Here is a 24,177-nt window from a genome sequence, read left to right as displayed (position 1 = left end):
ATTGCGATGCCATTTTTCGCAGCGCAACAAAACAATGCTGCAATACGAAATATTCCCCTGTCGATTGCAAAGACCGACCTGTTTTGCAAGCAAAGAATGCCGGTCCTGCGTCCTTACTTGCCACCTAGAGAATTATAGACATTCCAGGACGGTCGCCCGGTAACAGGCAGCCCATATTTGGCTTCGGCCTTTCTGATCCCGGCCCGCGTAAGCGGCCCGACCTTGCCGTCCGGTTCGCCTACATTGAAGCCATTCCTGTTGAGGAGCTTCTGCAATTCCAGCCGCTGCACCCTGGAAAGACCCGGATTGTCTGTCGGCCACGGTGTCTTGAAAGGATCGCCATCCGACACGAGTTCGGACAGGAGCGCAATCGCCAGGCCGTAGGAGGTCGATGCATTATAGGAGCGAAGCGCGTTGAAATTCCGCGTTACCAGAAAACCCGGTCCGTTCGCACCGGCCGGGCGGATCAGTGCGGCCTCGGTCTTGCCGGAGATGTTTCCGCCATCGATCTTCTTCAAGCCCCGTTGACCCCAGGTTGACAGGGACGCCCGTTTCTTGAGACCGGCAGGGCCTGAGTATCCAGCGGGAACCTTGACCTCATAACCCCATGCGCGGCTGTCGCGCCAACCGGCATTTTTCAGGAAATTTGCCGTCGAAGCCAAGGCGTCGGGGACGGAATTGACAAGATCCTTGCGTCCGTCGCCGTCGAAATCAACAGCAAGACTGTTGTAGGTGCTGGGCATGAACTGCGTCTGCCCGAAGGCACCAGCCCAGGACCCCTGGAAGTCACTGGCCGGTACGTCACCGCGCGACGCAATCTGCAAGGTCTTGATCAATTCGCCGCGGAAATATTTCTGGCGGCGCTTCCCCGCGCAAACCAGGTTCGCGAGAGCATGGGGTGTATAGAAATCCCCCTTGAACTGACCGAAGTCGCTCTCAATTCCCCAGACAGCAAGAACGATATGACGATCGACGCCGTAGCGTTTTTCGATGTCGGTCAGGGTCTTGCGGTGTTTTTTCAGGTTCTTTTTGCCGTCCTTGATACGTTCGGCGTCGACAAGGAAGGCCATGTAGTCCCAGATTTCAGTCTTGTATTCCGGCTGGGATGTCGAAAACCGGATGACCTTTTCGTCGAAGGAAGCCCCCTTGAGCATCCGCTCCGCGATTTCAGGTCGAACCCCGGCGGAAACGGCCTGCTTTTTGAGCGCCGAAACACAGCTTTCAATGGCGAACGCTGCGCCGGTCATCGACCCGGCAAAAATCCCGGATCCGAGAACCACTGCAATAAGTTTCTTCCAGCCGCCTTGCTGCATCAGCCCCTCCACGTGCGTTGAATCATCCGCCGATCGTCGTGACCATGGCACGACGGAAATGCGGCGAAAAAGGGTTCTGAGAGAACTTAACCACATACAACGGCTGCCTGTCGCCGCAATCAGGGAAAATCCAGCGCACCGCAGCGGTCATGATCCATCGAAAAAACTGGTGCCGGACTGATCGGCCCAGACATTGTCTTTCCCGATCAGACGGCGCAATGCCACAAGTCCTGCCGCGTGCCCATCGGGCCCACCTCCTGATGCGCAGGCCCATTCCAGCACGACGGGTTTGAGGGAGACTTCAAAGAGTGCCGTGGCAGACGTCAGCACACAGATTTCCGTATCGATACCGCAAAGATGAACTTCCGAGAGACTGTTGAGATGAACCCACCGCAAAAGTTCAAACGAGACGGCCGAGTATTGTGGCTTGTCAAAAACGAAAGCTTCTCGTGACGGCTTGAATGCAAGTTCCGTTTCATTTGTGCCTGGCAGGAAACGGTTCCAACCCAGAAAGCAGCGATGAGGCGAGTTGACGTTGTTCAAGAACCTCGATGCCGCGACATGGCGATAGTCGTTCTGCACCTTCTCTACAATGCGAGGGATATGCGACGTCCCGGGTGCAACAAAGCCCCTTTGGACGTCAACAATCAGCAATCCGATGTGATCCAGCATGGTTTTTGCCTCCTGCAGGTCAAGCGGACCATAGGGGGCAAAAAAGCGCAACTGCCGCGCTTTTCTGTTTTCGCGGCTTATCTTCCTTCAATCAGCTTGCGGCGCAGCCAGCTTGAGGTCTGGTCCATCACGATCACGACGACGATTGTCAGAATGATGATGTAACTGGTGTTTTCCCAGTCACGCGAGGTCTTCATGGTCTCGACCAGCATCAGGCCGATCCCCCCGGCCCCGAGGGCACCGATCACGGTGGCCGAGCGTGTATTCGATTCAAGGTAGTAGAGCACCTGGGAAACGAAGACCGGCAGGATCTGCGGGATCACGCCAAAGCGGTATCTCTGGATCTGGCTGGCGCCGGTTGCCCTGACACCTTCGACCTGCTTGTTGTCTATGTTTTCCAGCGCTTCGGAAAAAAGCTTGCCGAGGGAACCGGTATCGGTGAAGGCAATCGCGAGTGCGCCGGTAAGCGGACCGAGACCGAAGGCACGAATGAAGATCAAGGACCAGATCAGCATGTCGATGCCGCGCAGGAAGTCGAACAGTCGGCGCGTTCCGAAGCGCAAGAACCTGGACGGCGTGAAATTCCGGGCGGCAAGAAAGGCCAGGGGCAGGCCGAACAGGGCTGCGGTGATCGTGCCGAGCACAGCCATCATGATCGTCTCGAAGAGGGCCACAAAGACCTCGCCATGCTGCCAGTCCGGATTTTCCAGAAAATCATGCATGATAAGCGACATGTTGGACCTGTTCGGATCCAGGCGCTCATTGGAGAGCGCTATTGCCCAAAGCTGGCTGAAGGACATGCCGTGGAGTTCGGAGTGAAACGGAAACCAGAAATTCTCCCAGCCCCCGAAATAGTTATGCACTTCAATTTTGGTCCGCGTAACCTGCACGCGGCGATCCAGCGTGGGTCTGGCATCGAGCTTTTTCGGGTTGTCCTTCAGCCAGTCGGGTACCGGACCGGCGGGAAGCTCGGTCTCGACACCACTGTTGGTCGCCGTGACCTTGATCGTACCATAGTCAGGAACGGTAAATTCCATCACCTTGCCGGCGATAGTGACCCCGTAGCCCTCGCCAAGATCGATCACGGCGTCGGTGCCGTCGACTTCAACCCATTCGGGCAAGTCTTCCTGTGAATAGGTTGCGCGACGTTCCCCTTCAATGGCGACTTCCATGATGTCGCGGCGCAGAAACTTGGTCACGTGAACCTTGTAGGCGACGGAATCGGTCGCAAGGATCGCCGCGCGCTCGGGCTGTGCCTTGGCAAGCAGGTTCGGCACATTGAAGGCAAACCAGGTGTAGGTCAGATATGCTAGGATCGCCAACGGTGCACCGACCGTGATCCAGGCTCTGCGACGTACATTCCTGAAGACCATATCCCGATTGAAGACCGGCTCATTGAGTGTGTCGATTGCCATCTCAGTTCTCCTCAATGAGCGCGACTGGCGCCGACAAGCTTGCCGCGCAGGAAGGAAGAAACCTGGTCAATCAGCATGATGGTGAGAAACAAAAGCACGAAGATTGCTGCTGTTTCGTCGCCTGCCCCCTTGCCCCAGCCGATTGTCCGGCGCAGTTCCTGGCCGATACCGCCGGCACCGACAAACCCCAGAATGGCAGACGCGCGGACGTTGATTTCAAGCCGCAACAGGAAATAGCTGAGATAGTTCGGCGCGACCTGCGGCATGACCGCAAACCGGATCCGCTGAAGCCAGCTGGCGCCGCAGGCAGACAGGCCTTCTATCGGCTTTCGGTCGATGTTTTCATTGACCTCGGAAAACAGTTTGCCGAGTGCCCCCGCTGTGTGGAAGGCAACTGCGATCATTGCCGGAACCGGGCTGGATCCGAGAACGAAGATCAGGAAAAGGGCAATGATCAGTTCCGGAAAGGCCCGCATAATGTCCATCATGCGCCGGACGACCGGGATGAGCGGGCCCCAGCTGTCGACGTTGCGGGTGGACGCCATCGCCAGAATAACCGCCATGGCGCCACCCAGAAGGGTCGCAACCCCGGCAATATTCAGCGTCTCCAGCATCGCAGGTACGTACTGAATGATCAGGCCGAAGAAGGCAGGCCCGGCCTGCCACGCTTCCACAACGATTTCGCCCGGATAGTCAAAGAACTTGGAAAGGCCTTGCAGGAATCCTCCGGAATTCATCTCGTTTGATTTCGAGTATCCGGAAACCAGCACCGCCGCTACCAGCAAAATTCCCATGAGAGAATAGAGCTGACGGCGTTTGCGCATGGACAGGATTTCCTGTTCGAGAGCGGCAACAGCCATTACCAATGTCCTTTGAAGCAGATCGCAAGAAAACGCGGGCCGAAATGCGGCCCGCGTTCCGGTTCGGACGAACCGATCAGTTTTTGTTTTTCGCCTTACGGGCTTCAACAATGTTGACGTAAGCCTCGTGAGTGATCGGCATGAAACCCTTGGTCTCGCCGGCAGCGATGTTGTAGGCGCAATCCGGATCGATGGAATTCAAGGACGCGACAAGGCCGGTCATCTTGATCTTGACGTCTTCCGGCAGCTTCTTGGAAAGAACAATCGGGCCTTCCGGAATCACCGGGGATTGCCAGATCTTGCGCAGTTCGGTCATGTCGACAAGACCGGCATCAGAGGCCTTGCGCAGGGCACCGGAGTTGTAGCCGTCTTCCCACTCGCCGAGGCCGTCAGCCCAGGTCACGCCGGCGTCGATATCGCCGTTGGAAACAGCAACAATGGTCTGCTCATGGCCACCGGTGAAGACCACGTCGCCGAAATATTCGCCGGCAGACATGGAGTAGCCTTCCTGCGGAATGGCGATGGAGGGGATCAGGTAGCCTGAAGTCGAGTTCGGATCGCCGAAGCCGAAGACCTTGCCCTTCATGTCATCCAACGAGTTGATCTCGCTGTCGTTGCGCGCAAAGCCGATGGAATAGTAGCCGTAGCCGCCATCCACGTTCACCTTGACCAGAACCGGATCCACAGCTTCCGGATCGGTAATGAAGACCTTCGCATAGCCGGAAGCGCCGAGCCAAGCCATGTCGAGATTGCCGCCGAGCAGACCTTCGATCACACCATTATAGTCGGCTGGTGCGAACAGTTTGACCGGAACACCAAGCAGGTCAGCGGTTTTTTGTTCCAGGCATTCGTAAGCACGCAGGCGGTCAGAAGCGTTTTCACCACCCAGAATACCGATGCGGAATTCCGTGATTTCTTCTGCTCCAGCAACTGAAGCGTTCAGAGCGATCATGCTGACAGCAGCAAGCGCAGCAATTTTGGAAACGATTTTCATTTGGGACACTCCCCGGGATCTGAAACTGATGACGTTTATCTGTGCGCAGGCGGATTAACCTGCCGCTGCCGCCGGGGTCATCGCACCGACGGATTCTCTTGTGCCGGTATTTCCGGCATCAATGGCTGTGGAAGTGGCGGCCTCGTTGAAGCTTTCGTCCGCGCCGTAAATTTCACGAGCAGCGGTAGTCGTGAGTTCTTCCGGCTTCCCATCAAAAACGATGAAACCGTCACGCATGCCGATCACCCGATCGCAATAGGAACGCGCCGTGTCGAGCGTATGCAGGTTGCAGATGACAACCTTGTTGTCGCGCTCATGAATTTGCCGAAGCGCGTCCATGACGATTTTCGCATTCATGGGATCGAGAGAGGCTATCGGCTCATCTGCAAGGATCATGTGGGGGCCTTGCATCAGCGCGCGGGCAATCGCTACCCGTTGCTGTTGCCCACCGGACAATTCTTCGGCACGTTTCGTTGCCTCCTGCACAATACCGAGGCGATCGAGAGCCTGGAGCGCATCCGCGACATCCGCTTCGCCGAAGATATTGAAAAGGCTCTTCAACGTGCCGTGGCCATTCAGCCGGCCCAGCATCACGTTGGTCGCGACGTCAAGGCGGGGAACAAGATTGAACTGCTGGAAGACCATGGCGCAATCGCGCTGCCAACGGCGCATCATCGCGCCTCGAAGGCGAAGTATGTCACGTCCCTCGAACAGGATTTTTCCTGAAGTCGCAGGTGTGAGCCGATTGATCATTCGCAGCAGTGTCGATTTACCGGCACCCGACCGACCGATTATGCCGACCATCTGCGGTTCGTCGATATTAAAACTGACCTTGTTGACCGCAGTCCGAGACCCGAAAGTCTTGGTGACATTCTGAAACTGAATCACGCGCCAGCCCTGTTCTTTTTCGATTGATAACGCTGGGCGACATGAGCCATCCGTCGATTACAGAAAGATGACGAGTTCTTGACAGTGAGGCTAAGAATTTACGTCAGTTCAATGACATGGATCTTTCGATCCTTGTTCCGGCTTTGCCGGTTAAGTGAATTCAATACGTTCTTACCGATCCTTAGCGCGATCGATTTACAGCTCATGAGCGCTGAACGGTTCGGCCTGATTTCGAGATGCTGTTTACGGGATTGTCCGATTTTTGTGGTTTTCCACGATGTTCAACAGGCAAAATTAGCGGCTGCCGTCATGACAACGTCATGAAAGCTTCACGCACACAGACTCTGTGCTCGCTAAAAGGCACTCGCCTGGAAGGTCAGCACTTGAAGGAGGTCCGATGTCCGCACCCACGCAAAAACCCTCGCTCACGGAAAGCCCGAATGTTCACCGGGACGCCAACATCATGAATTGCGAACTCGGCATCTGGACGGAGGTCGGCGCGCGAACCGACATGCGTGAGAGCCGGATGGACGACTACTCCTACATCGTACAGGACGGCGACGTCATCTGGACAAGCATCGGCAAGTTCTGCTCGATTGCACGTCGCGTGCGGCTCAATCCCGGAAACCATGCGACCTGGCGCGCTTCCCAACACCATTTCACCTACCGGGCGGCCGCCTATGGTCTTGGTGATGACGACGCCGAGTTCTTTCAGTGGCGCAAGGACGACTGGGTGACCATCGGAAACGACGTCTGGATTGGTCACAACGTCACCGTGCTTGCCGGCGTCACCATCGGAACGGGTGCCATCGTGGCTGCAGGTGCGGTGGTCGCGCGGGACGTTCCCCCATATACGGTGGTTGGCGGTGTGGCCGCCAAACCGATCAAGCGCCGTTTCACCGAAAATCAGGAAGACGCTTTGATGGAGATTTCATGGTGGGACTGGAGCCATGAGCAACTACGCGAACGTTTGCCGGATTTCCGCAACTTGCCGATCGATGCCTTTATTGAAAAATATCGATAGGTGTCTTCGACAACACCCCTATTGAACGCATCCAGCTCGAGTGCTTTGCTGCAGGTCGAAACGCGTTGGAGGCGATAGATGGTGAAACGAACGGCATCGTGCAGATGCGGACAGCTGAGCGCCGTGTGTGAAGGCGAACCGGTACGCATCTCCGCCTGCCATTGTCTTGAATGCCAGAAACGGACCGGCAGCGTGTTTGCCGTTCAGGCACGATGGCCGGACGAGCATGTCACGCTTTCGGGCAAGTTTTCAGAATGGCAACGGGATTGCGACAGCGGGCACACGGCCACTTATCGCTTTTGCCCCACCTGCGGGTCGACCCTCGCCTTTGTGATCGAAGGCTGGCCAGGCGTGACGGCTATCCCGGTCGGAGCGTTTGCCGATCCGGATTTTCCAAGTCCGCGTTTTTCGGTATATGAGCACCGCAAGCATCAGTGGGTCACGGTTCCGGGCGAGAATGTCGAGCATTCTTCCGATCCCTCGATCGCCTTCACACAAGGCGAACTCAAAAAATGAACGAAGCAGAGCAGACCGGTTCGCGGTGTGTCGAGACCCCGATTGCCGCCAGTCTCCATCGCATCATCCTTTACGTACGAGACGTGGATATCAGTACCTCGTTCTATGCATTCTTCTTTGGTTTCAAAGCCATCAGGACACCAACCGACCGGTTGACCGAACTGGTGCCGGAAAATGGCGGTGCGCACTTGCTGCTTCACAAGGCAGGCAAAGCGCAAAAGCTCGGCCAGGCTGCGGTCAAGCTTGTGTTCGATGTGGAGAACGTTGCAGCCTTTCATGAAAGTGCCTCGAACAAGGGATTGAAGTTCGGTTCCATTCACCAGGCAGACGGATATGAATTTGCAAATGCAAAGGATCCTGACGGCAACTCGGTTCAGGTGTCCAGCAGGGCATTCAAGTCAACCTGAATGCGAGCTGCCGCCTCCCCCTGCGCGGCATTTGGCGCTACAATCGAAGCATGACTATTGATACAGCCGTTCTTCAATCGAGCCTGGGCCCTTCACTCAGAAGGTGGCGCGTGCTCAACCGGGTCAAGCAGCATGCACTTGCGGAAGACCTGGGCGTTTCCCAAAGCAGGATTTCACGTTGGGAAAGTGGACGGTCCGAGCCCGACGACCGCGCCCGGCGGAAAATCACGCGTCTATTGCGTGCTCGTCCGGAAACCGCGTCAGATCGTGCTCTTCTGGACCTTGTCACGCAGGCCTCGACGCCTGTGCACCTTGTCTGCGACCTGACTCACCGGCTTCTTGCCGCGTCACCGAAACGCGTGCGGCTTTGGCACGTGCCTGTCTCGGAGCTGATGGACAGGCCCTTATGGCAATTTGCTTCCGAGAGCATTCGCCGTATCGAGCACCAGTTGGAGGACAAAGGCTGGTTCGAACCCTGCGGCGTCGACATTGTCTACCGCACGGAACGCGCGGAATTCACCGAACTGACAATACCGGAAAGCGATATCCGGATTTCGCGACTTGCCCTGTCAGACGGACGATTTGCGCGCCTCGTACGGGATGAGCCAAAGGCACCTGCATAAATTATTCAGACTGTCGAAAAGCTGCAGCGGGAACGTTATCATCGACACCATGTCGCTATCAGATCCCGAGATGCCAGCTGCGGCCATGCAGCCTCAACGACTGACCGGACTCCTGACCTTTCTCCAGGAGGCAGAAAGGTTGAAAGACACACTGCGGTCCGGCTCAACGCGCCAGGGCCGTCCGGAAAGCACGGCGGAACATAGCTGGCGGCTTGCACTCATGGTTCTTCTGTTTGAAAGGGAACTTGCGGGAGTCGACTTGTCGAGGCTAATGAAACTGTGCCTGATACACGACCTCGGTGAAGCAATTTCCGGGGACGTTCCGGCACCGCTGCAACGCGATGGCGATGATCGGGAGAAGCGGGAAAGAGCCGATTTTCAGACGCTTTGCGCCAGCCTGCCAGCAGACGTTTCACGAGATTTTCTTGTCCTGTGGGACGAATACGCTCAGGCTGAAACGCTCGAGGCGCGTCTTGCCAAGGCATTCGACAAGCTGGAAACCATTAAGCAGCACCACCTGATGCCGCCCCAAAGCGTTGAATTTCATGAGTTCAACCTGACATACGGACGCGAGCGCACGGATGTATTTCCCCTGACGCGGCAAATCCGCGATATCGTGGACGAAAATACGCTTCAGATTTTATCGGAGTTAAGGAAAAGTGCCGACTGAACCCGGAACGCATCTTTTCGGCGAAGCAATCACATACCCCCGGGTGTGGACCGGCCTGGTAGGCTTGATCACCTTTCCCGGATTGCACTAGGATTTTCCTCCTGCAGCGGAAATGCCCGCTCACTTCGGAGGATGCACCCATGTATACGATCCTGCCCCGCAGCAATGGCCCGGTTCTCGGCGTCGAAATCTCCGGCAAAGTCGATATCGAGCAGGAAACGGAATTGATTGCAAAGGCCGAAGAGATGATCGAAGCCTTTGACAAGATCAGTATCCTGGTAGTCCTCGGCGAGCATGTCGGCATTTCCTTCGAGGCAGCCGCGTCGGACATCAAGTGGGTGCTTACTCACATGAAACACCTTCACAAGGTTGGGATCGTGGCTGATGGCAAGCTTATGGCAGCCCTTGTCGCGATTGACGCGACATTCGCCAAGATGGTCGGTATCCAGGAAAAGCACTTCGACAGGGACGAGATAGAAACGGCCTGGCACTGGATCGAAAGCTGAACGCCAATTGAGCTCACGCGTGTGCGAGTTCTTCCTCGCTGAGGAAGGCTACCACTTCCACTGCGCCGTCACTTACCTTGATCATGTGGCCCTGCGGGACTTCAACCCAGCAATTTCTCGCTTCGTCCAGGGGCTCTGAAACGACCATGATGCCGTCTTCAAATTGCCGGTAATAGAGCGTCGGTGCAAACTTGTCCGACGCGTAGCGCGCTGCATAGAGCGTTGTTCCGTCAGACCAGGCCGATGCAAATCGCATGTGAGGCGCAACGCCCGAATACCGTGACAGGGCTTCCGCCTCGCGAACAGCCCTGGCCATGGCGGCCCGCGGATGCAAATTAAGACCATAAGCCAGCGCGACCAGAAACAGGCATTCGCTGTCCGTGCCACCCATGCGATGCCCGTAAAGGTCGTCCGGGATCATATTGTCCAGCCGGCGGCGAACCTTTTCATATCCACCGACCTGACCGTTGTGCATGAACGTCCAGCGCTCATGTGTAAACGGATGACAGTTGTCGCGTGTCGTCGCCGTCCCGGTCGAGGCACGCACATGCGCCAGAAAATGTCTTGAGCGGATATGCCGCGCGATCTGCAGGAGGTTGGGGTCCGACCAGGCCGGCCGCACGTCCTTGTAAAGGCATGGTGTCTCCCGATCTCCGTACCATGCGACGCCGAAGCCATCGGCATTGACTGCCGTTTTGCAGGACAAGGCATTGCGACTCTGATCGATCAGGGAATGCTCCGGATCGCAGATGACTTCTTCCAGATATCTCGGAGCTCCGCTCCAGGCTGCCCAGCGGCACATATCAGCTACTTTCGTTATGCGGCATCGCGAGCGGCATTGAACCGCGCGGTGGTTTCGTCACAAGTATAACGGTCTGCGATCGGATATGGCGCACGCGCCAGATGATCTACCGCAGTTATGATCTTATCCGCCTTTTCGCTGGTGAGCAGAACCGAAAAATTCAGCCGGGTCCATCCGGGCTTCTTCAGTTCCTCGCCGGACAGGATCCCCTGCCGGAGAATTTCGGACTCAGAGCGCTCAATACCGAGCAGACGGTGTGCGTAAGGTCCTGCGCAGGCGCAGCCGCCGCGCGCCTGGATACCGTAGGCGTCCGACAGCATGCGTGTCACGAGCTGCTGGTGAATGTATCCGCCCCGTTCAAGGTCCCGCATCCTGAAGGAGAAAACCGGCAGGATATGGCGGGCACCCTGGTTGCCCATGATCTCGATTGCAGGGTTTTCCTGCCACTTGGACAGCGCTTTTTCGCGCCACGCTGCGTTGCGCGCGTCCATGACGTCCTGACCTATGGCTTCCTTCACCAGAAATGCGAGCGCTGCACGTATGTCACCGATCACGTTCGGTGTTCCAGCCTCTTCGCGCGCCGCGATATCCGGTGTGTAGTCGTGCCCCCAGGGCGAGACAAATCGAACCGTTCCGCCACCTGGAAAAACCGGAGCATCCATTCTCACGGCAGACTTGCGCACAATCATGACACCGGATGCGGCAGGACCACCGATGAACTTGTGAGGCGATACGACAACTGCATCCTTTTGGGCATCCGAACCAGCGTGCATGTCGATCGGAAGGTAGGGTCCGGAACCGGCACAGTCCCAGACGCTCAAGGCCCCATGTTTCCTGAGGAGACGCGTCACAGCAATATCGTCGGTCACGATGCCCGTCACATTGGACATCATCGAGAACGCACCGACGGTGAGCCTCTCCGCCCCCGCTGCTTGCAAGACGATTTCCAGTTCGTCCAGGTCCGGGCCACCGGTGTCAGCCTCCCCTATCTCGATCACTTCCGCGCCACTTTCACGCCAGGGCAGAATGTCGGAATGATGCTCGTAGGGTCCAAGGACGACGAGGGGATTTTTCCCCTGCCGTGCCGCCGCATCGACACCAAGGAGATGAACAAGCCGGTTCAATCCTGCCGTGGCACCAGAACCACAAAACACCGTGGCATATGTTCCGTCCGCGCCGCAGATACGGGCGATCTCCGATCTCGCCGCTTCGCGCATCCGCGTCATGGCACTGCCGCAATAGGAGGCCTCGGTATGGCTGTTGGCATAGACGGGAAGAACTTTCTCCAGAACAAAATCCTCGATCTGACGCAGGGCCCTGCCCGAAGCCACGTAATCGGCGTAGATCATCTCGTGTTCACCCATGGGACCGGACACGTTTGTCCCTTCCCCGATCAGACCGGCCCTCAGGCGCTCTAACAGGTCAGGGCAATCAAGTGACCTGTTGAATTGATCAATCGCCGTTCCGGTTTTTTGTGTCATTTGTCTCTCCAGGATCCTATCCGGAGATCATATGACCAATCATGATTGGTATTCTTCACCTGATACTTTTGATTTTTTCATGTTTTTGTGTCATTTGATCGAAAATGAAAGAAAATCTCGATCAAATAGACAGATCACTGCTGCGTGCGCTTCAACGGGATGCACGTTTGTCGCAACGCGAATTGGCAGAAACTGTCGGCCTTTCCCAAAATGCCTGCTGGCGGCGGCTCAAGACACTTTACGAAGGTGGATTGATTGAGGGACACACGATCAGGCTGGACCCGGCACGCCTTGGTCTCAACCTCACCGTCTTTGTCATGATCCGAACAAGACATCACTCCAAGGACTGGCTCGCGACATTCCGGAAGGAAGTCTCGGCCATTCCCAACGTAATAGATTTTTACCGGATTGCTGGCGATTACGACTACATGCTGAAAGTCGTGGCCGAGGACATGAATGCCTTTGATCGCGTTTATCAGCGGCTGATCGAAAAAGTCGATCTGGACACAGTCACCTCCTACATGACCATGGAGGCGATCGCGGACGCCCGCGATCTGCCGATTTAGCGAAGCGGTGAAGTGGTGTTGGCACCTCTGTCACATTGCCTGACACCGCACGACCTTAACGCCTGCGGTGACCACCACCCCTGCGCTGCCCGCCGCCGCCGCCGCCACGATTCGGCCGTGCCTGTTGTGGCCGGGCCTGCTGTGGACGGTTTCGCTGGACATTCCGCTGACGGTTGACCTGCCGGTTTCCGGAGGTCCGGGCCTTCCGGTCCCTGTTCAGGTGCGCCGGCGCCTGTCTTGTCTGCTTGGCTGGACGTGTCGCCGGTCTTTGCGTATTCGGGCGCTGCGCAGCTGGCCTTTGTGCCGGTTTTTGTGCATTCGGCCGTTGCGCAGCCGGCAAGTTGGTCGGACGTTCGCCCGCCGGACGGTTCACATTGGGGCGCTGGCCTGCCGGGCGATTTTGCGGGCGCTGCAAATTGCCCTGCCCGGCATTCGGCCGGTTCTGCAGGCGATCGCCTGCCGGACGGTTGGCAATCGCTGCTCCGGCGCCGGCTCCAATTGCCGCGCCGGCACCAACATCTCCCAGACGGTTTTGAATGTTCTCCCTCGACGGCGCAGCAACTTCACCCCAGCGCCCGCCTTCGAACTTCTGCCAGTTCTCGCCATCACGCCGGTAGACCGACCCGTCACGCCCTGCAAATACGTCACCCCTGCGGTCGAGACTGCCGACGCGGCCGAGATTGCCGTCTTCTTTCCACCTCTTGGCGGCTCCTGCCTGTATATCCCGCGTGCGCGACCATTGTGGTCCGGACACCACCGCTCCCCCCCAGGAGCCATAGATACCGCGCGCGCCACCGGCGACGATCCGGTTGCCGGTGCGGGGATTATAGGCGGTGATGAAGCCGGCGCTGCCGCGCGGACCGCTGATAGCCGCTCCGCGGATGTATCCACCGGTGCGGGGATTGTAGATGCCGCCACCCGCGATGCCGCGCCGGGGTCCGTAGGCATATCCGTAGCGGCCGTAGACGCCGCGAACAGGGTTGTAGAAAGCTCCGATGCCGTAGGTAACCGGGCGCCGGAAATAGATCGGCCGGTAACCCGGACGGTACCACGGCCGGTAATACCAGCCCGTGCCGTAGACAAAGACGCCCCAGGCAAGGAAACCGGTCAGGTATCCCATCGTGTAGCCGTACCAGACGGCATTCGGTTCACTCTCGTAAACCCGGACATACGTCACGTTGTAGACCGGTGAAGACGGCGGGATGGTGTAGATCTCATCCGGAACGGCGGTCGCGACAACAAAGGGTCCTTCCGGGCTGTCGCCCACGAACCAGACACCGTCCTGAAGAACATAGTACTTGGCGCCGACCTGGATGACCTGGTCATTGGTGTTGACCGCATAAGACATGGATGTGCCGTCGATCGACTGGAATTCCGGGTCTCCTGCATACGCAATATCTGCACTGACAGAACCGACTTCCACGCGTGCCGTCGTCGGAATGCTCGCCTTTAAGCGCGCCTGCGAGGCTTCAGATGTTCCCGGAATGGAAGACCGAACCGAGTAGTAGGGCGCATTTTCGGGAATATTCTGGAAATCGGACGGCATGTCAGGTGTCGTGAATTCCCAGGGCCCGTCCAGTGAAGCCGATTTGAACCAGCGTCCCGAAACCAGAATGTACCAGGTCGAAGTTGTTTTCAGGAAAAACACGTCGCTGTCCGTGTTCGATGCCCATTCGAGATCGGTACCTTCGACCGGTTCCAGTTTCGGCTCCCCTTCAAAAACAATCATCTCGGCCGGTTTGTCGGAATAGATCACCTTGGGCGCCGTGTTGTCTGCAAACGCCTGCGGCGGAATGGCTGCACGGGTTTCCGACCAGTTGTCGTCATCGGGAAGTTTCGTGATCAGGTCCGGTAATTCGGACACGATTTCCCAGCCGGCGGAAACATCCTTGGTCTTCAGCCAGGACTTCTCGTCTCGCAGGTAAAATTCCTCGGTTTCGTCAATCTTGAGTATGTCCCAGTTGGTATTGACGACGAAACTCAGCCCCTGATCACCCTTGACCGGTGCCATGATGGGCGCACCCTCGGTCTGAACCAGGATAGCAGGCTCGGTCGATATGAATATGGGCGGTGCTTCCGCATTCAATCCCTTCACGTCTTCCATGCGCTTGTATTCCGCCAGACCGGCCGTGATCCTGTCCTCTTTCACGGTAATCGTTCCCGTCGGCATGATCTTTCCGACCTGAAGCGTCAGATCCGTCAGGGAGGTCCTGTCGAGTGAAGAGAAATCCAGCTGCGTGACCTGTATGTCGCTGACCTCGACTTCACCCTGTGCCGGATCGGCGAGCGTGCTCCCGCTGACACCGATCACGCCAAATACCGGCTGAGCTTCCTTGTCCTTGACATATTCGGCGGCAATCAGCGCCTTGAGCGTCTTGAAGTTGTCCCACTCGGTAAATTGCGGCTGGTAGAGGATCAGGGTCGCACCGCCGTCGGTTTCAAAAGACCGCGGCCATCCCGTCGTCTGCTCCGCTTCAGACAGTTGAAGATACTGACCGCTGATAAAACCGTTTTGACCATTGAAACTCACGGAGCACCAGGCCCCGGTGTCGTCGCAGTTCTCCAGTTCAACCTGGGATCCGTTCGGCACGGTCCCGAGCGACCCAAAGCCGGTTCCAGGTCCCTGCCGGAAATTCACATTTGCCGTCGTCACCGCTGGTGCGGCGAACGCGCCGTTCACGAATACGGTTTGAATGATCAATGCTGAAGACAAAATCACGGAAATAGTCTTGCGCATCAGGCCCTCCCAAAGGCGGAAAATGCATTTGTTTACAACACCAGCTGCGCCCTTTGACCACATGGCCAGATTTTGCAACCCAACAACCGGAGCACGAACTTGCGCCGCACATTTTCAGTGTGCCCAGCGTCACAGGCATGGAAAACGACGCCGCGTTAGTTCTGTCCTCACAGCACCATGACACAGATTTTGTAGAGCTGTAAGGCCCGGAGGTTTTGACAATGTTTCCACTTAGTCGCGCGATGAGAGTTTGCTTGAGCGGTGCAGGTTTTGCCCTGTTTGCAGCCCTCTTTGTGCCGTCTTCCGCGTCGGCGGAAGTTTTTCACTGCGAAAGCACGCGCACGCCGAACGGTAGCTCGAAATACTGTAATTTCCTGCTTTTCGATTCGAATTTCAGCCGCCATCGTCAGGTAGTTGTTGCCCAGGGAGCCCGGCGAAACATCGCAATAAACGGACGCTACGACGTCTTCTGCGTGCTCGTGCAAGACCACAGCGGCGTGCCCAACAACATTGCGCTGAGGACGAAGCAATGCCGAAAGTCGCACAGCGGTCGGAATTACCAGGTCGCGATAAAAAAATACAATTTGCGCCGGGGACGCGACGGCTTCAGCACCAATGCACCTCAGATCGTCCGACCGGTGGATCGCTGGTAGGAAAAAGGCCGGGGCGGCATCAGCCGCACCGGTAACAGGATTGCAAGGATTTGGTCTCCCGCGAAGTCGGCAATCGTCTTTCTGCTAAAAACGCCGGATCAGCAGGCAACCGAGGAAAGACCGGGAGAGGACAAGATCACGGCCTGCCCAGAGCGCGCGGATTGTTGGGCCGCGAGCCCCATTTCAACAGCGCGTCTGCCATCTTCCAGACTGACTTCGGGCGTTTCAATTTCGCCGCGCACCAGTGCCAGGAAGCGCTCATGCTGATAGTAGGTCGAGCCGTTGTGATCACCGGCGTCCAGAAGTGCCGGATCGACCGGAATATCCAGACTGCGCGGACCTTTCGGACTACGGGGCGACACGACCAGCTGTGCGACTGGAGGATCTCCGAGGTCCTCGGGCCAGAACCGGCCAGGTCCGGGCACAAAGGCCTCGATCTTGCCTTCCGGACCGACCGCGACAACCTCTTCCTGATATTTGGCACCTTCCGCGAACATGCAAAGATCCAGCAGCGCACGGGATCCGTTCTCGAAATCGACAATCACGAAACCATTGTCGAGTATGTCCGGCCGCTCGCCGTCATATACTTCATCCTTGTGATTGGCATCCTGACCCGCTGACGCCATCACGCGGACAGGTTCCGACTTCATGATCAGACGCATCAGATCGAAGAAATGGCAGCATTTTTCAACAAAAGTGCCGCCTGAATACCGATTGAACCTGTTCCAGGCGCCCACCTTGTCCAGAAACGGGAACCTGTGCTCGCGGATGGTCAGCATCTTGATGCCGCCCGTGACTTCCCCGGTCCTGGCGATCAGTGCCGCAATCGCGGGCATATAGCGATACTCCATCGCCACCCATATCGGTGCCGGATATGTTGCCTTGAATGTCTCCAGTTCGGCCTGCTCCCTGGGATCGGTAAAGAGCGGCTTTTCCACGAGCAAGGTCAAAGGCCTTTTCTGACGGATTTCCTGCATTTGCGGAACATGGCAATGGTTCGGACTGGCAATAAGGATGCAGTCCAACTCATCTACGTCCAGCAATTCGGAGACCGAACCCACGAAATTTGCAGCCGGTGCGATTTCCGCTGCCGCTTCAGCCATATGCGTGTCCGGTTCAAAAATGACCGTGACTTCGGTGTCTGGCAGCAGAGCGATATTGCGCAGATGCTCCTGCCCCATCATTCCACATCCGATCACACCGTATCTTACCTTCGCAGGCATTTATGTCTCCTTTTGCGGCCGGTTTCTGCGACCAGCCTATTTCAACCGCTGTACGTAATGTGCCCTGCCCGTGTCGAACCAGGTGCGTGAATATTCGACGGATTCGGGTCGGTCCGCCCAACTGAACCTTTCGATGAAGCCCGTGAGCGTGCCGGGTTTCAGAGTGAATTCTTCCGGCGCCCAGTCAGGCACCTTGCCGATCGTAACGCGGTCTTCCGCACGCACGATCCAAAAGCCGAGATGCTTTTGATAGAACCTGTAGAGCGAGTCCGAAAGCAGGTCCCGTTTTACAAATCCGGCATCTCCGTCAAGCCAGATTTCCTCGACCGCGATTATGGTCTCGTTGAGATACCGGAGCCGGCGGATCCGGGTGCCTTCCCTGCTGGTGCCGAAAGCCGGCAGGTCTTCCGGCTTGCGCGTACGCACAGCGTTCAGGATGTCGGCCCGGGGCAACCCGCCACCGGAAAGCAATTCCAGCCGGAACATCGCATAGATGCTCTCCTGCGTGCCGCCTTGCCGTATGTAGTTTCCCGAACCCTGAATGCGCTCGAGTAAGCCCTTTTCCGTAAGATCGGCAAGCGCCTTGCGCAGTGTTCCGATCGAGATACCCAACTCGTCAGCCATGTCGCGCTCAGGCGGAAGCCGCTCGCCGTCAATCAGGCGTCCCGCCGCAATATCCCTGATCAAAAGCTCACTGATCTGCAGATAAAGCGGCAGTGCATTTGAGGACTGCGACGTGGATTGCATGGTGGTCGGCGCTCTGTTTATTAAAATTGATACACTATTGATTTACATCAATGCGGATGATAAGCAAGAAGAAATCGACGGTAAAGTGAAGCTGTTCGAAATCAAATGAAACCTCGCCCATCGAATGCTCGGTCGCAGATGCTGCGGGTTTGAAAATACTGAATGACTAACAATGGGTTGAGCACATGATCGCTTCGGGAATGGCGCTGGATGCTCAGGGGAGTTTTTTATGACAGTTGTCCCAGTGACATCGCCGGATCTCGACGCAGCGGAAGTATCCTGGTTCGCTGCCTTGTGTTCTGACGACTATCAATTCCTGGGCGTCCCGGAAGGCCAATTGCGCTCATCCTGGGACCATTGCTCGACGATCGTCAAAACGGCGGAACAAGAAGGATTTCGCAATATCCTGTGCCCATCTTCCTACCAGGTGGGTCAGGACACGTTGTCGTTCGTCGCCGGTTGCGCACCGATCACCGACAAGATCAACCTTCTTGCAGCCGTTCGCTGCGGTGAAATGCAGCCGATCATGCTTGCCCGTACGATCGCAACGCTCGACCACATGCTGAAAGGCCGCCTTACGGTCAATATCATTTCCTCTGATTTTCCGGGCGAACAGGCCGACAGCGGCTATCGTTACCAGCGTTCACGCGAGGTCGTCGAAGTCCTGAAACAAGCCTGGACACGAGACGAGATCAACTATGAAGGCGAGATCTACAACTTTACGGGCCTGACCACCGACCCGGTGAGACCGTATCAGACCGGCGGTCCACTCCTTTATTTCGGAGGTTATTCGCCAGCCGCTCTGGAGCTGTGCGGTCAGCACTGCGACGTCTACCTGATGTGGCCCGAGAAGATTGAAGAACTCGAAGGACGCATGAAGGCTGTCAACACGGTCGCGGAAAAATACGACCGGACGCTGGATTATGGTCTGCGTGTCCACATGATCGTGCGTGACACCGAAAAGGAAGCGCAGGAATACGCCGACTACATTGTCTCGAAACTTGACGACGATCAGGGCACGGCCATCCGCGAGCGCGCGCTCGACGCGAAATCGCTCGGCGTGAGCCACCAGGCCAAAAACCGCGATGTTGCCGACGAGTTCGGTTACATCGAACCCAACCTCTGGACTGGCGTCGGCCGGGCCCGCTCCGGTTGCGGGGCTGCTCTTGTCGGCTCGACCGATCAGGTCATGTCCAAGATCGAGGCTTACCAGAAGTTGGGCATCAGAGCCTTCATCTTCTCCGGCTATCCGCATCTGGAAGAAGCGCGGCATTTCGGCAAGCGCGTGCTGCCGAACCTCAAGACCTGTTCGCTTCCCCACGCTTATGGCCGGGTTCCGGCCGAAACACCTGCAACCCCGCTTGGCAATGGAGTCCGCCGCTAATGCAGCGCGTATCGCTTACAGAATCCCTGGAATTTTCCCGCCTCATCTACGGCATGTGGCGGCTCGGTGACGATGCGGACACGACCCCGGCCTACGTGGAACGGAAAATCCAGCTGTGTCTCGATCAGGGGATCACCACGTTCGATCAGGCGGATATCTATGGCGGGTACACTGCGGAAGCGGTTCTCGGCGGTGCGCTCAAAGCCAATCCGGCCCTGCGCAACAAGATGGAGATCGTCACCAAGTGTGACATCGTCGCTCCCGTCGGTCGCCATGAGCAGGCAACGGTGAAGTATTACGACACCTCCCGGCAGCATATCGAGAAGTCGGTCGAAACGTCGCTGAGCGACATGGGGATCGACACAATAGATCTGCTTCTCATTCACAGACCCGACCCCCTCATGGATCACCATGAGACCGGCGCCGTGCTGGATGACCTGGTCAAGAGCGGCAAGGTCCGGAATGTCGGCGTGTCGAACTTCCGCCCGTGGGACTGGGACCTGTTGCAGTCGGGAATGTCCAACAGGCTCGTGACCAACCAGATCGAGGTCTCGCTGGCTGAAATCACGCCGTTTACAAACGGAGACATTGCCTTTCACCAGCGCCTGGGCACGAATCTGATGGCCTGGTCCCCGCTTGGGGGCGGGGCACTGATCTCCGAAACCGGCAAGCTTGGCGCGGTCATGGACGACGTAGCTGCCGGCTTCAATGTCGACCGGTCTGCCGTCGCCATCGCGTTCCTGCTTACCCATCCGGCAACCCTTCTGCCGGTTCTGGGAACAAACAATCCTGACCGTATCGCAAAGATTTCAGATGCACTGAAAGTCTCGCTTGATCGTGAAACCTGGTACCGGCTCTACGAAGCCGCCCTTGGAAATGAGGTACCCTGATGACCATGCAAAATGCCAATCATCCTGTTACCTTCGCACCGCACACGGACAACACCCGTTTGCTGCGCGACGCGTTCGGCCGATTTGCAACCGGCGTGACTGTCGTCACCACCGGATCGGATGACGGGCCGGTCGGCATCACGGCGAACAGCTTTTCGTCCGTATCGCTCGATCCGCCACTCGTGTTGTGGATGCCGGACAAGGGTTCGCGCCGTTTCCGCTACTTCGAAACCGCCGAAAACTACGCCATCCACGTTCTCAGCCATCACCAGGCTGAAGTGTGCAACGGCTTTGTACGCAATGCGAATGCCTTCGACCAGTTGCCGCACAGGATTGACGAAAACGGCGTGCCGTTGCTCGAGCACTGCCTCGCACGCTTCGAATGCAAACGGTTTGCCGCTTATGAAGGCGGCGATCACCTGATTGTTCTGGGACAGGTCATGCAGGCAGAAATGCGTCATGGGGAGGCGCTGACCTTTTTCGCAGGCAAACTTGGACAAATCGCTCCGAAATGAGAGCAAACGGCAGGACGGGAACCGCCCTGCCGACAGGAAGTAATTAGGGAGGAGCCCGAATGGGGGCATTGCTGGCGGTCCTTGCACCGCTCGCCTTTGTCAATTCGCAGCTATTGCGGATCGGCAGAGCGATAGGCATCGTAGCCGTGGCCTTGATGGTCGTTGCGATCCTGATTCAGGTCGTATTCCGCTATGTATTCAACAACGCGTTGCCCTGGCCAGACGAGGCAGCGCGTTTTTGCATGTTGTGGATGACGGGCCTGATGGCACCAACGGCGTTCCGTCGCGGCGGCTTCGTCGCCATCGACATGCTTGGCCACGCACTTCCTCAGGCTCTGGGCAAGCTGCTTTCCCTGCTCTTGCTCATCGTGTCGCTCCTCGTCCTTGCGATCGCGGTACAGATCGGCTTTGCCGAAGTCACCGGCTTTGGCGGCAAGTTTGCGACAGCGTCACTCTACGTTCCGGGAAATATTACACTGACCGAATGGATCCGTGTGCCCAGAAGCTGGATGATGATGTCCTTGCTCGTCGGTGTCGTTCTGCTGACCCTCGTCAATGTCGAACTCATCTTGCGCAATCTCATTTCTCTTATTGGCGGCAATGACCGACTGCCGGCCATACCCGATGCTGACATGGCGGGAGCGGACTGATGCTTATATGGTTTCTTCCTGTTTTTCTCCTGTTCCTGATGATCGGACTACCGGTCTTTTTCGGCTTGCTGGCGGCTCCCGGCATCCTGCTTTGGCTGAATGGCCAGGAACGCGACATCACGCTGCTCTACCGTAACGTCTACAACGGCATGGACAGTTTTCCTCTCATGGCGATTCCGTTCTTCATGCTCGCAGGCGAGCTGATGAACAAGGGCGGGATCACGACCCGCCTGGTAGAATTCAGCCAGGCACTCATGGGCCACCTGCGCGGCGGCCTTGCACATGTGAATATCCTGTCGTCGATGCTGTTTGCCGGTCTTTCCGGTTCGGCAGTCGCCGACACGTCCGCACTTGGCTCCATGCTTATTCCAGCGATGGAAAAACAGGGGTACACGCGCCGGTTCGCAGCAGCGGTAACAGCAGCGTCGTCTGTTATCGGTCCTATCATCCCGCCGTCCGGCATCATGATCATCTATGCCTATGTCATGGGCGAAAGTGTTGCCGCCCTCTTCCTGGCCGGTATTGTCCCCGGCGTCATGGTCGGCATCGGCCTGATGCTGGTTGTCCGACTGATGGCTGACAAGTACGATCTGCCCAAGGCCCAGCGGATCGTCAATCCCGGTCAGAAAATGGCTCCGGTCGAATACTGGGTGTCGTTCGCATTGCTCAGGATCAATCTCGCATCGCTCCTGCTGGCGCTTGCATTCGGCATTCTCAGTCAGACCTCTCTGGACGTGTCGGGTATCACGACTTTCGTCCTGTTTGTCGCCCTGATTGGAATGTCGCATCTGCTATTGATGGGTCTGCGCGGCGCAGTGTCCGAAGATTTCCGGATGGTCTGCAAAAAAGCCGTCGTGCCTTTGCAGACACCGATCATCATTCTGGGCGGCATCCTGATCGGTGTCTTCACGCCGACGGAAGCGGCCGCCGTCGCAGTAGCCTATGCGCTGATCATCGGCTTTTTCGTCTTGCACTCCATCAAGGTGAAGGAAGTTCCCGGCATCCTGAACAGGGCTGGCATCACGTCGGCAGTGGTTCTTCTTCTTGTCGGCGCTGCAATGGCCTTCAAGACCGTCGTCAGCCTTAGCCATGCTCCTGAAATCATGGCCGACTTCGTACTTTCGCTTTCCGACAACCCGCTGATCCTGCTGTTCCTGATCAACCTGCTCCTGTTCATTGTCGGAATGTTTCTCGATGCGGGGCCAGCGATCATCATCCTCGGACCGATCCTCGGGCCCATTTTCACATCGATGGGAGTGGATTCGATCCACTTTGCCATCATCATGAGCGTGAACCTGACCATCGGTCTTGCCACGCCGCCAATGGGCCTGGTGCTATTTGTCGCCGCCTCGGTTTCAAAGGAACGGGTTGAAACCATTGCCAAAGCCATTCTGCCGTTTCTGGCGGTAGAAATCGCGGTGATCTTCCTGATCACCTACATACCGGCACTTTCGATGACGATCCCTCGATGGACCGGATTTGCCAACTGATCTTGAGCTTAATATGGGAGGTACCTGATGCTCAAATCTGCTCTGAAAACACTCACCGTCGCGGCGATGCTCGCCGGTTCTTCGCTGAGTGCCGTTGCTGCCGACTATACGCTGCGTGCAACCGCCAATTCCAACGAGAATGACGAAGACTATCATGGTCTCGTTGTTTTCAAGAACTTTGTCGAGTCCGCTTCCAACGGAGCGATCGAGGTCGAACTCTTCATCGGCACACAGCTCTGCTCGAATGGTGCTGAATGCCTGCAGGGCGTTGCCGGTGGTGCGATTGACATCTACATCTCCACATCAGGCGGAGCCTCCGGCATCTTCCCTTATGTTCAGGTTCTCGACCTGCCTTACATGATGGCCGACGACCGGATCGCCGAACATGTCCTGTCCGGCAACTTCACGCGTACCTTGCGCAACATGGCGCTGGAAGATAGCGACAACACGATCCGTCTGATGACGGTTGGCAACACCGGCGGCTGGCGGAACTTTGCCAACACAAAGCGCCGTGTCGCCAATCCGGCCGACATGGAAGGCCTGAAGATCCGTACCGTTGTGGCTGACCTGCCGCAGGAACTGGTCAAGGCACTTGGCGCCTCTCCGACGCCAATCCCGTGGCCGGAGCTGTTCACATCATTCCAGACCGGTGTTGTTGAAGGTTCCAAGAACGGCATCACCGACATCATGAGCATGAAGTTCCCCGATGCCGGCCTGCAGTATGTGACGCTCGATGGCCACGCCTACATGGGTGCCCTCTGGTGGATGAGCAACGAACGGTTCCTTGCCATGCCGGAAGACATGCGCCGGGTCGTGGTCGATGGCTTCTATCATCTGCAACAGGCTACCTTTGCATCGCCAAAGCGTGAATCCATCGAAAAATATGAAGAGTTCGTTGCCGGCGGCGGCGATCTTTATGTTCCAACGCCGGAACAGAAAGCCGCTTTCAAGGAAGCAGCCGCACCGGTCTACGACTGGTTCAAGGACAATGTCGCACGCGGCGGCGAGATCTTCGGCGCACTGGAAGAAGCCGTTCAGGAAGCTGAAACCTCCGTCAACGGTGCGCGTGACGCCGACCTGAACTAAGCTGTTCTTCAATCAGACACGTCCGGCCAATTGCCGGACGTGTCAATTTTCGAGTTCGCCTCCAC

At 57.1% G+C, this 24,177-nt stretch carries 24 protein-coding genes; 13 read left to right on the top strand and 11 right to left on the bottom strand.

Annotated elements, in window-relative coordinates; translation table 11 throughout:
- Positions 1-113: 113 nt before the first annotated feature.
- From ACO6TI_RS16785 to phnC, 6 genes are all read right to left on the bottom strand, one after another.
- The gene (locus ACO6TI_RS16785) at positions 114-1,313 is read right to left on the bottom strand and encodes a lytic murein transglycosylase (RefSeq protein WP_422382932.1); all 1,200 of its coding nucleotides are present in this window, start codon (positions 1,311-1,313) and stop codon (positions 114-116) included.
- Positions 1,314-1,460: 147 nt separating this feature from the next.
- Positions 1,461-1,985, bottom strand: coding sequence for a cysteine hydrolase family protein (locus ACO6TI_RS16780; protein WP_055112504.1), 525 nt, complete (start codon positions 1,983-1,985; stop codon positions 1,461-1,463).
- A 77-nt stretch (positions 1,986-2,062) separates the two neighbouring features.
- Positions 2,063-3,400 carry a phosphonate ABC transporter, permease protein PhnE gene (phnE, locus tag ACO6TI_RS16775; protein ID WP_055112502.1) on the bottom strand — a complete coding sequence of 446 codons (1,338 nt, stop codon included), beginning with the start codon at positions 3,398-3,400 and terminating at the stop codon, positions 2,063-2,065.
- An 11-nt stretch (positions 3,401-3,411) separates the two neighbouring features.
- Positions 3,412-4,260: a phosphonate ABC transporter, permease protein PhnE gene (phnE, locus tag ACO6TI_RS16770; RefSeq protein WP_055112500.1), complete on the bottom strand. Its 849-nt coding sequence runs from the start codon at positions 4,258-4,260 to the stop codon at positions 3,412-3,414.
- Between the two features lie 76 nt (positions 4,261-4,336).
- Positions 4,337-5,254: a phosphonate ABC transporter substrate-binding protein gene (gene phnD, locus ACO6TI_RS16765; protein ID WP_029065201.1), complete on the bottom strand. Its 918-nt coding sequence runs from the start codon at positions 5,252-5,254 to the stop codon at positions 4,337-4,339.
- 54 nt (positions 5,255-5,308) lie between these two features.
- The gene (gene phnC, locus ACO6TI_RS16760; protein WP_055112496.1) at positions 5,309-6,142 is read right to left on the bottom strand and encodes a phosphonate ABC transporter ATP-binding protein; all 834 of its coding nucleotides are present in this window, start codon (positions 6,140-6,142) and stop codon (positions 5,309-5,311) included.
- A 397-nt stretch (positions 6,143-6,539) separates the two neighbouring features.
- On the opposite strand from phnC, the gene ACO6TI_RS16755 reads away from it, so the two are divergent.
- The 6 genes from ACO6TI_RS16755 to ACO6TI_RS16730 all read left to right on the top strand — a co-directional run bounded on the left by ACO6TI_RS16755 (position 6,540) and on the right by ACO6TI_RS16730 (position 9,888).
- A complete protein-coding gene (locus ACO6TI_RS16755) occupies positions 6,540-7,166 on the top strand; it encodes a DapH/DapD/GlmU-related protein (RefSeq protein ID WP_055112494.1) in 627 nt (208 codons plus the stop codon).
- A 78-nt stretch (positions 7,167-7,244) separates the two neighbouring features.
- Positions 7,245-7,682 (top strand): GFA family protein, encoded by a 438-nt coding sequence (locus ACO6TI_RS16750; protein WP_055112492.1) that lies wholly within the window; start codon positions 7,245-7,247, stop codon positions 7,680-7,682.
- Positions 7,679-8,089 (top strand): VOC family protein, encoded by a 411-nt coding sequence (locus ACO6TI_RS16745; protein WP_422382931.1) that lies wholly within the window; start codon positions 7,679-7,681, stop codon positions 8,087-8,089. Before ACO6TI_RS16750 ends, ACO6TI_RS16745 begins: the two co-directional genes overlap by 4 nt.
- 50 nt (positions 8,090-8,139) lie before the next feature.
- Positions 8,140-8,712 carry a helix-turn-helix domain-containing protein gene (locus ACO6TI_RS16740; RefSeq protein WP_055112489.1) on the top strand — a complete coding sequence of 191 codons (573 nt, stop codon included), beginning with the start codon at positions 8,140-8,142 and terminating at the stop codon, positions 8,710-8,712.
- Between the two features lie 49 nt (positions 8,713-8,761).
- On the top strand, positions 8,762-9,382 hold the full coding sequence (locus ACO6TI_RS16735) for an HD domain-containing protein (RefSeq protein WP_055404373.1): 621 nt from the start codon (positions 8,762-8,764) through the stop codon (positions 9,380-9,382).
- A gap of 140 nt (positions 9,383-9,522) precedes the next feature.
- The gene (locus tag ACO6TI_RS16730) at positions 9,523-9,888 is read left to right on the top strand and encodes an STAS/SEC14 domain-containing protein (protein WP_055112487.1); all 366 of its coding nucleotides are present in this window, start codon (positions 9,523-9,525) and stop codon (positions 9,886-9,888) included.
- 13 nt (positions 9,889-9,901) lie between these two features.
- Here ACO6TI_RS16730 and ACO6TI_RS16725 read toward each other — a convergent pair whose 3' ends face one another.
- Positions 9,902-10,690: a class II glutamine amidotransferase gene (locus tag ACO6TI_RS16725; RefSeq protein ID WP_055112486.1), complete on the bottom strand. Its 789-nt coding sequence runs from the start codon at positions 10,688-10,690 to the stop codon at positions 9,902-9,904.
- Positions 10,691-10,704: 14 nt separating this feature from the next.
- Positions 10,705-12,171 (bottom strand): aminotransferase class V-fold PLP-dependent enzyme, encoded by a 1,467-nt coding sequence (locus tag ACO6TI_RS16720; protein ID WP_422382930.1) that lies wholly within the window; start codon positions 12,169-12,171, stop codon positions 10,705-10,707.
- A 104-nt stretch (positions 12,172-12,275) separates the two neighbouring features.
- Here ACO6TI_RS16720 and ACO6TI_RS16715 point away from each other — a divergent pair, with 104 nt between their 5' ends.
- Positions 12,276-12,737 (top strand): Lrp/AsnC family transcriptional regulator, encoded by a 462-nt coding sequence (locus ACO6TI_RS16715; RefSeq protein WP_055112482.1) that lies wholly within the window; start codon positions 12,276-12,278, stop codon positions 12,735-12,737.
- Positions 12,738-12,792: 55 nt separating this feature from the next.
- On the opposite strand, the gene ACO6TI_RS16710 is transcribed toward ACO6TI_RS16715, so the two are convergent.
- The 3 genes from ACO6TI_RS16710 to ACO6TI_RS16700 all read right to left on the bottom strand — a co-directional run bounded on the left by ACO6TI_RS16710 (position 12,793) and on the right by ACO6TI_RS16700 (position 18,097).
- Positions 12,793-15,474: an SH3 domain-containing protein gene (locus ACO6TI_RS16710; RefSeq protein ID WP_104704596.1), complete on the bottom strand. Its 2,682-nt coding sequence runs from the start codon at positions 15,472-15,474 to the stop codon at positions 12,793-12,795.
- Between the two features lie 751 nt (positions 15,475-16,225).
- The gene (locus ACO6TI_RS16705) at positions 16,226-17,350 is read right to left on the bottom strand and encodes a Gfo/Idh/MocA family protein (protein WP_422382929.1); all 1,125 of its coding nucleotides are present in this window, start codon (positions 17,348-17,350) and stop codon (positions 16,226-16,228) included.
- Between the two features lie 36 nt (positions 17,351-17,386).
- Positions 17,387-18,097: a GntR family transcriptional regulator gene (locus ACO6TI_RS16700; protein WP_422382928.1), complete on the bottom strand. Its 711-nt coding sequence runs from the start codon at positions 18,095-18,097 to the stop codon at positions 17,387-17,389.
- Positions 18,098-18,326: 229 nt separating this feature from the next.
- On the opposite strand from ACO6TI_RS16700, the gene ACO6TI_RS16695 reads away from it, so the two are divergent.
- Genes ACO6TI_RS16695 through dctP form a run of 6 tightly spaced genes read left to right on the top strand, consistent with a single transcriptional unit; the run spans position 18,327 to position 24,112 of the window.
- Positions 18,327-19,481: an LLM class flavin-dependent oxidoreductase gene (locus ACO6TI_RS16695; protein ID WP_422382927.1), complete on the top strand. Its 1,155-nt coding sequence runs from the start codon at positions 18,327-18,329 to the stop codon at positions 19,479-19,481.
- Positions 19,481-20,371, top strand: a complete 891-nt coding sequence (locus ACO6TI_RS16690) for an aldo/keto reductase (RefSeq protein ID WP_422382926.1) — start codon at positions 19,481-19,483, stop codon at positions 20,369-20,371. Before ACO6TI_RS16695 ends, ACO6TI_RS16690 begins: the two co-directional genes overlap by 1 nt.
- Entirely contained in the window at positions 20,371-20,886 is a 516-nt protein-coding gene (locus tag ACO6TI_RS16685) for a flavin reductase family protein (RefSeq protein ID WP_055112471.1), read from the top strand. The genes ACO6TI_RS16690 and ACO6TI_RS16685 overlap by 1 nt, the downstream gene beginning before the upstream one ends.
- Before the next feature lie 59 nt (positions 20,887-20,945).
- On the top strand, positions 20,946-21,536 hold the full coding sequence (locus ACO6TI_RS16680) for a TRAP transporter small permease (RefSeq protein WP_055112469.1): 591 nt from the start codon (positions 20,946-20,948) through the stop codon (positions 21,534-21,536).
- Positions 21,536-23,026: a TRAP transporter large permease gene (locus tag ACO6TI_RS16675; RefSeq protein ID WP_196878772.1), complete on the top strand. Its 1,491-nt coding sequence runs from the start codon at positions 21,536-21,538 to the stop codon at positions 23,024-23,026. Before ACO6TI_RS16680 ends, ACO6TI_RS16675 begins: the two co-directional genes overlap by 1 nt.
- A gap of 27 nt (positions 23,027-23,053) precedes the next feature.
- Positions 23,054-24,112, top strand: a complete 1,059-nt coding sequence (dctP, locus tag ACO6TI_RS16670; protein ID WP_422382925.1) for a TRAP transporter substrate-binding protein DctP — start codon at positions 23,054-23,056, stop codon at positions 24,110-24,112.
- Positions 24,113-24,177: the final 65 nt, after the last annotated feature.

Source organism: Roseibium album (genome assembly GCF_965233825.1).
Classification (GTDB): domain Bacteria; phylum Pseudomonadota; class Alphaproteobacteria; order Rhizobiales; family Stappiaceae; genus Roseibium; species Roseibium album.
This window is presented reverse-complemented; position numbering and strand designations above follow the sequence as displayed.

What these genes read in the sequence shown, in the direction of transcription:
- ACO6TI_RS16755 (WP_055112494.1), top strand. Translation starts at nt 6,540, where the DNA reads ATGTCCGCACCCACGCAAAAACCCTCGCTCACGGAAAGCCCGAATGTT.
- ACO6TI_RS16700 (WP_422382928.1), bottom strand. Translation starts at nt 18,097, where the DNA reads ATGCAATCCACGTCGCAGTCCTCAAATGCACTGCCGCTTTATCTGCAG.
- ACO6TI_RS16750 (WP_055112492.1), top strand. Translation starts at nt 7,245, where the DNA reads ATGGTGAAACGAACGGCATCGTGCAGATGCGGACAGCTGAGCGCCGTG.
- ACO6TI_RS16675 (WP_196878772.1), top strand. Translation starts at nt 21,536, where the DNA reads ATGCTTATATGGTTTCTTCCTGTTTTTCTCCTGTTCCTGATGATCGGA.
- ACO6TI_RS16680 (WP_055112469.1), top strand. Translation starts at nt 20,946, where the DNA reads ATGGGGGCATTGCTGGCGGTCCTTGCACCGCTCGCCTTTGTCAATTCG.
- ACO6TI_RS16720 (WP_422382930.1), bottom strand. Translation starts at nt 12,171, where the DNA reads ATGACACAAAAAACCGGAACGGCGATTGATCAATTCAACAGGTCACTT.
- dctP (WP_422382925.1), top strand. Translation starts at nt 23,054, where the DNA reads ATGCTCAAATCTGCTCTGAAAACACTCACCGTCGCGGCGATGCTCGCC.
- ACO6TI_RS16695 (WP_422382927.1), top strand. Translation starts at nt 18,327, where the DNA reads ATGACAGTTGTCCCAGTGACATCGCCGGATCTCGACGCAGCGGAAGTA.
- ACO6TI_RS16780 (WP_055112504.1), bottom strand. Translation starts at nt 1,985, where the DNA reads ATGCTGGATCACATCGGATTGCTGATTGTTGACGTCCAAAGGGGCTTT.
- ACO6TI_RS16725 (WP_055112486.1), bottom strand. Translation starts at nt 10,690, where the DNA reads ATGTGCCGCTGGGCAGCCTGGAGCGGAGCTCCGAGATATCTGGAAGAA.
- ACO6TI_RS16685 (WP_055112471.1), top strand. Translation starts at nt 20,371, where the DNA reads ATGACCATGCAAAATGCCAATCATCCTGTTACCTTCGCACCGCACACG.
- ACO6TI_RS16715 (WP_055112482.1), top strand. Translation starts at nt 12,276, where the DNA reads ATGAAAGAAAATCTCGATCAAATAGACAGATCACTGCTGCGTGCGCTT.
- phnD (WP_029065201.1), bottom strand. Translation starts at nt 5,254, where the DNA reads ATGAAAATCGTTTCCAAAATTGCTGCGCTTGCTGCTGTCAGCATGATC.
- ACO6TI_RS16705 (WP_422382929.1), bottom strand. Translation starts at nt 17,350, where the DNA reads ATGCCTGCGAAGGTAAGATACGGTGTGATCGGATGTGGAATGATGGGG.
- ACO6TI_RS16735 (WP_055404373.1), top strand. Translation starts at nt 8,762, where the DNA reads ATGTCGCTATCAGATCCCGAGATGCCAGCTGCGGCCATGCAGCCTCAA.
- ACO6TI_RS16785 (WP_422382932.1), bottom strand. Translation starts at nt 1,313, where the DNA reads ATGCAGCAAGGCGGCTGGAAGAAACTTATTGCAGTGGTTCTCGGATCC.
- ACO6TI_RS16740 (WP_055112489.1), top strand. Translation starts at nt 8,140, where the DNA reads ATGACTATTGATACAGCCGTTCTTCAATCGAGCCTGGGCCCTTCACTC.
- ACO6TI_RS16710 (WP_104704596.1), bottom strand. Translation starts at nt 15,474, where the DNA reads ATGCGCAAGACTATTTCCGTGATTTTGTCTTCAGCATTGATCATTCAA.
- phnE (WP_055112500.1), bottom strand. Translation starts at nt 4,260, where the DNA reads ATGGCTGTTGCCGCTCTCGAACAGGAAATCCTGTCCATGCGCAAACGC.
- ACO6TI_RS16730 (WP_055112487.1), top strand. Translation starts at nt 9,523, where the DNA reads ATGTATACGATCCTGCCCCGCAGCAATGGCCCGGTTCTCGGCGTCGAA.
- ACO6TI_RS16690 (WP_422382926.1), top strand. Translation starts at nt 19,481, where the DNA reads ATGCAGCGCGTATCGCTTACAGAATCCCTGGAATTTTCCCGCCTCATC.
- phnE (WP_055112502.1), bottom strand. Translation starts at nt 3,400, where the DNA reads ATGGCAATCGACACACTCAATGAGCCGGTCTTCAATCGGGATATGGTC.
- ACO6TI_RS16745 (WP_422382931.1), top strand. Translation starts at nt 7,679, where the DNA reads ATGAACGAAGCAGAGCAGACCGGTTCGCGGTGTGTCGAGACCCCGATT.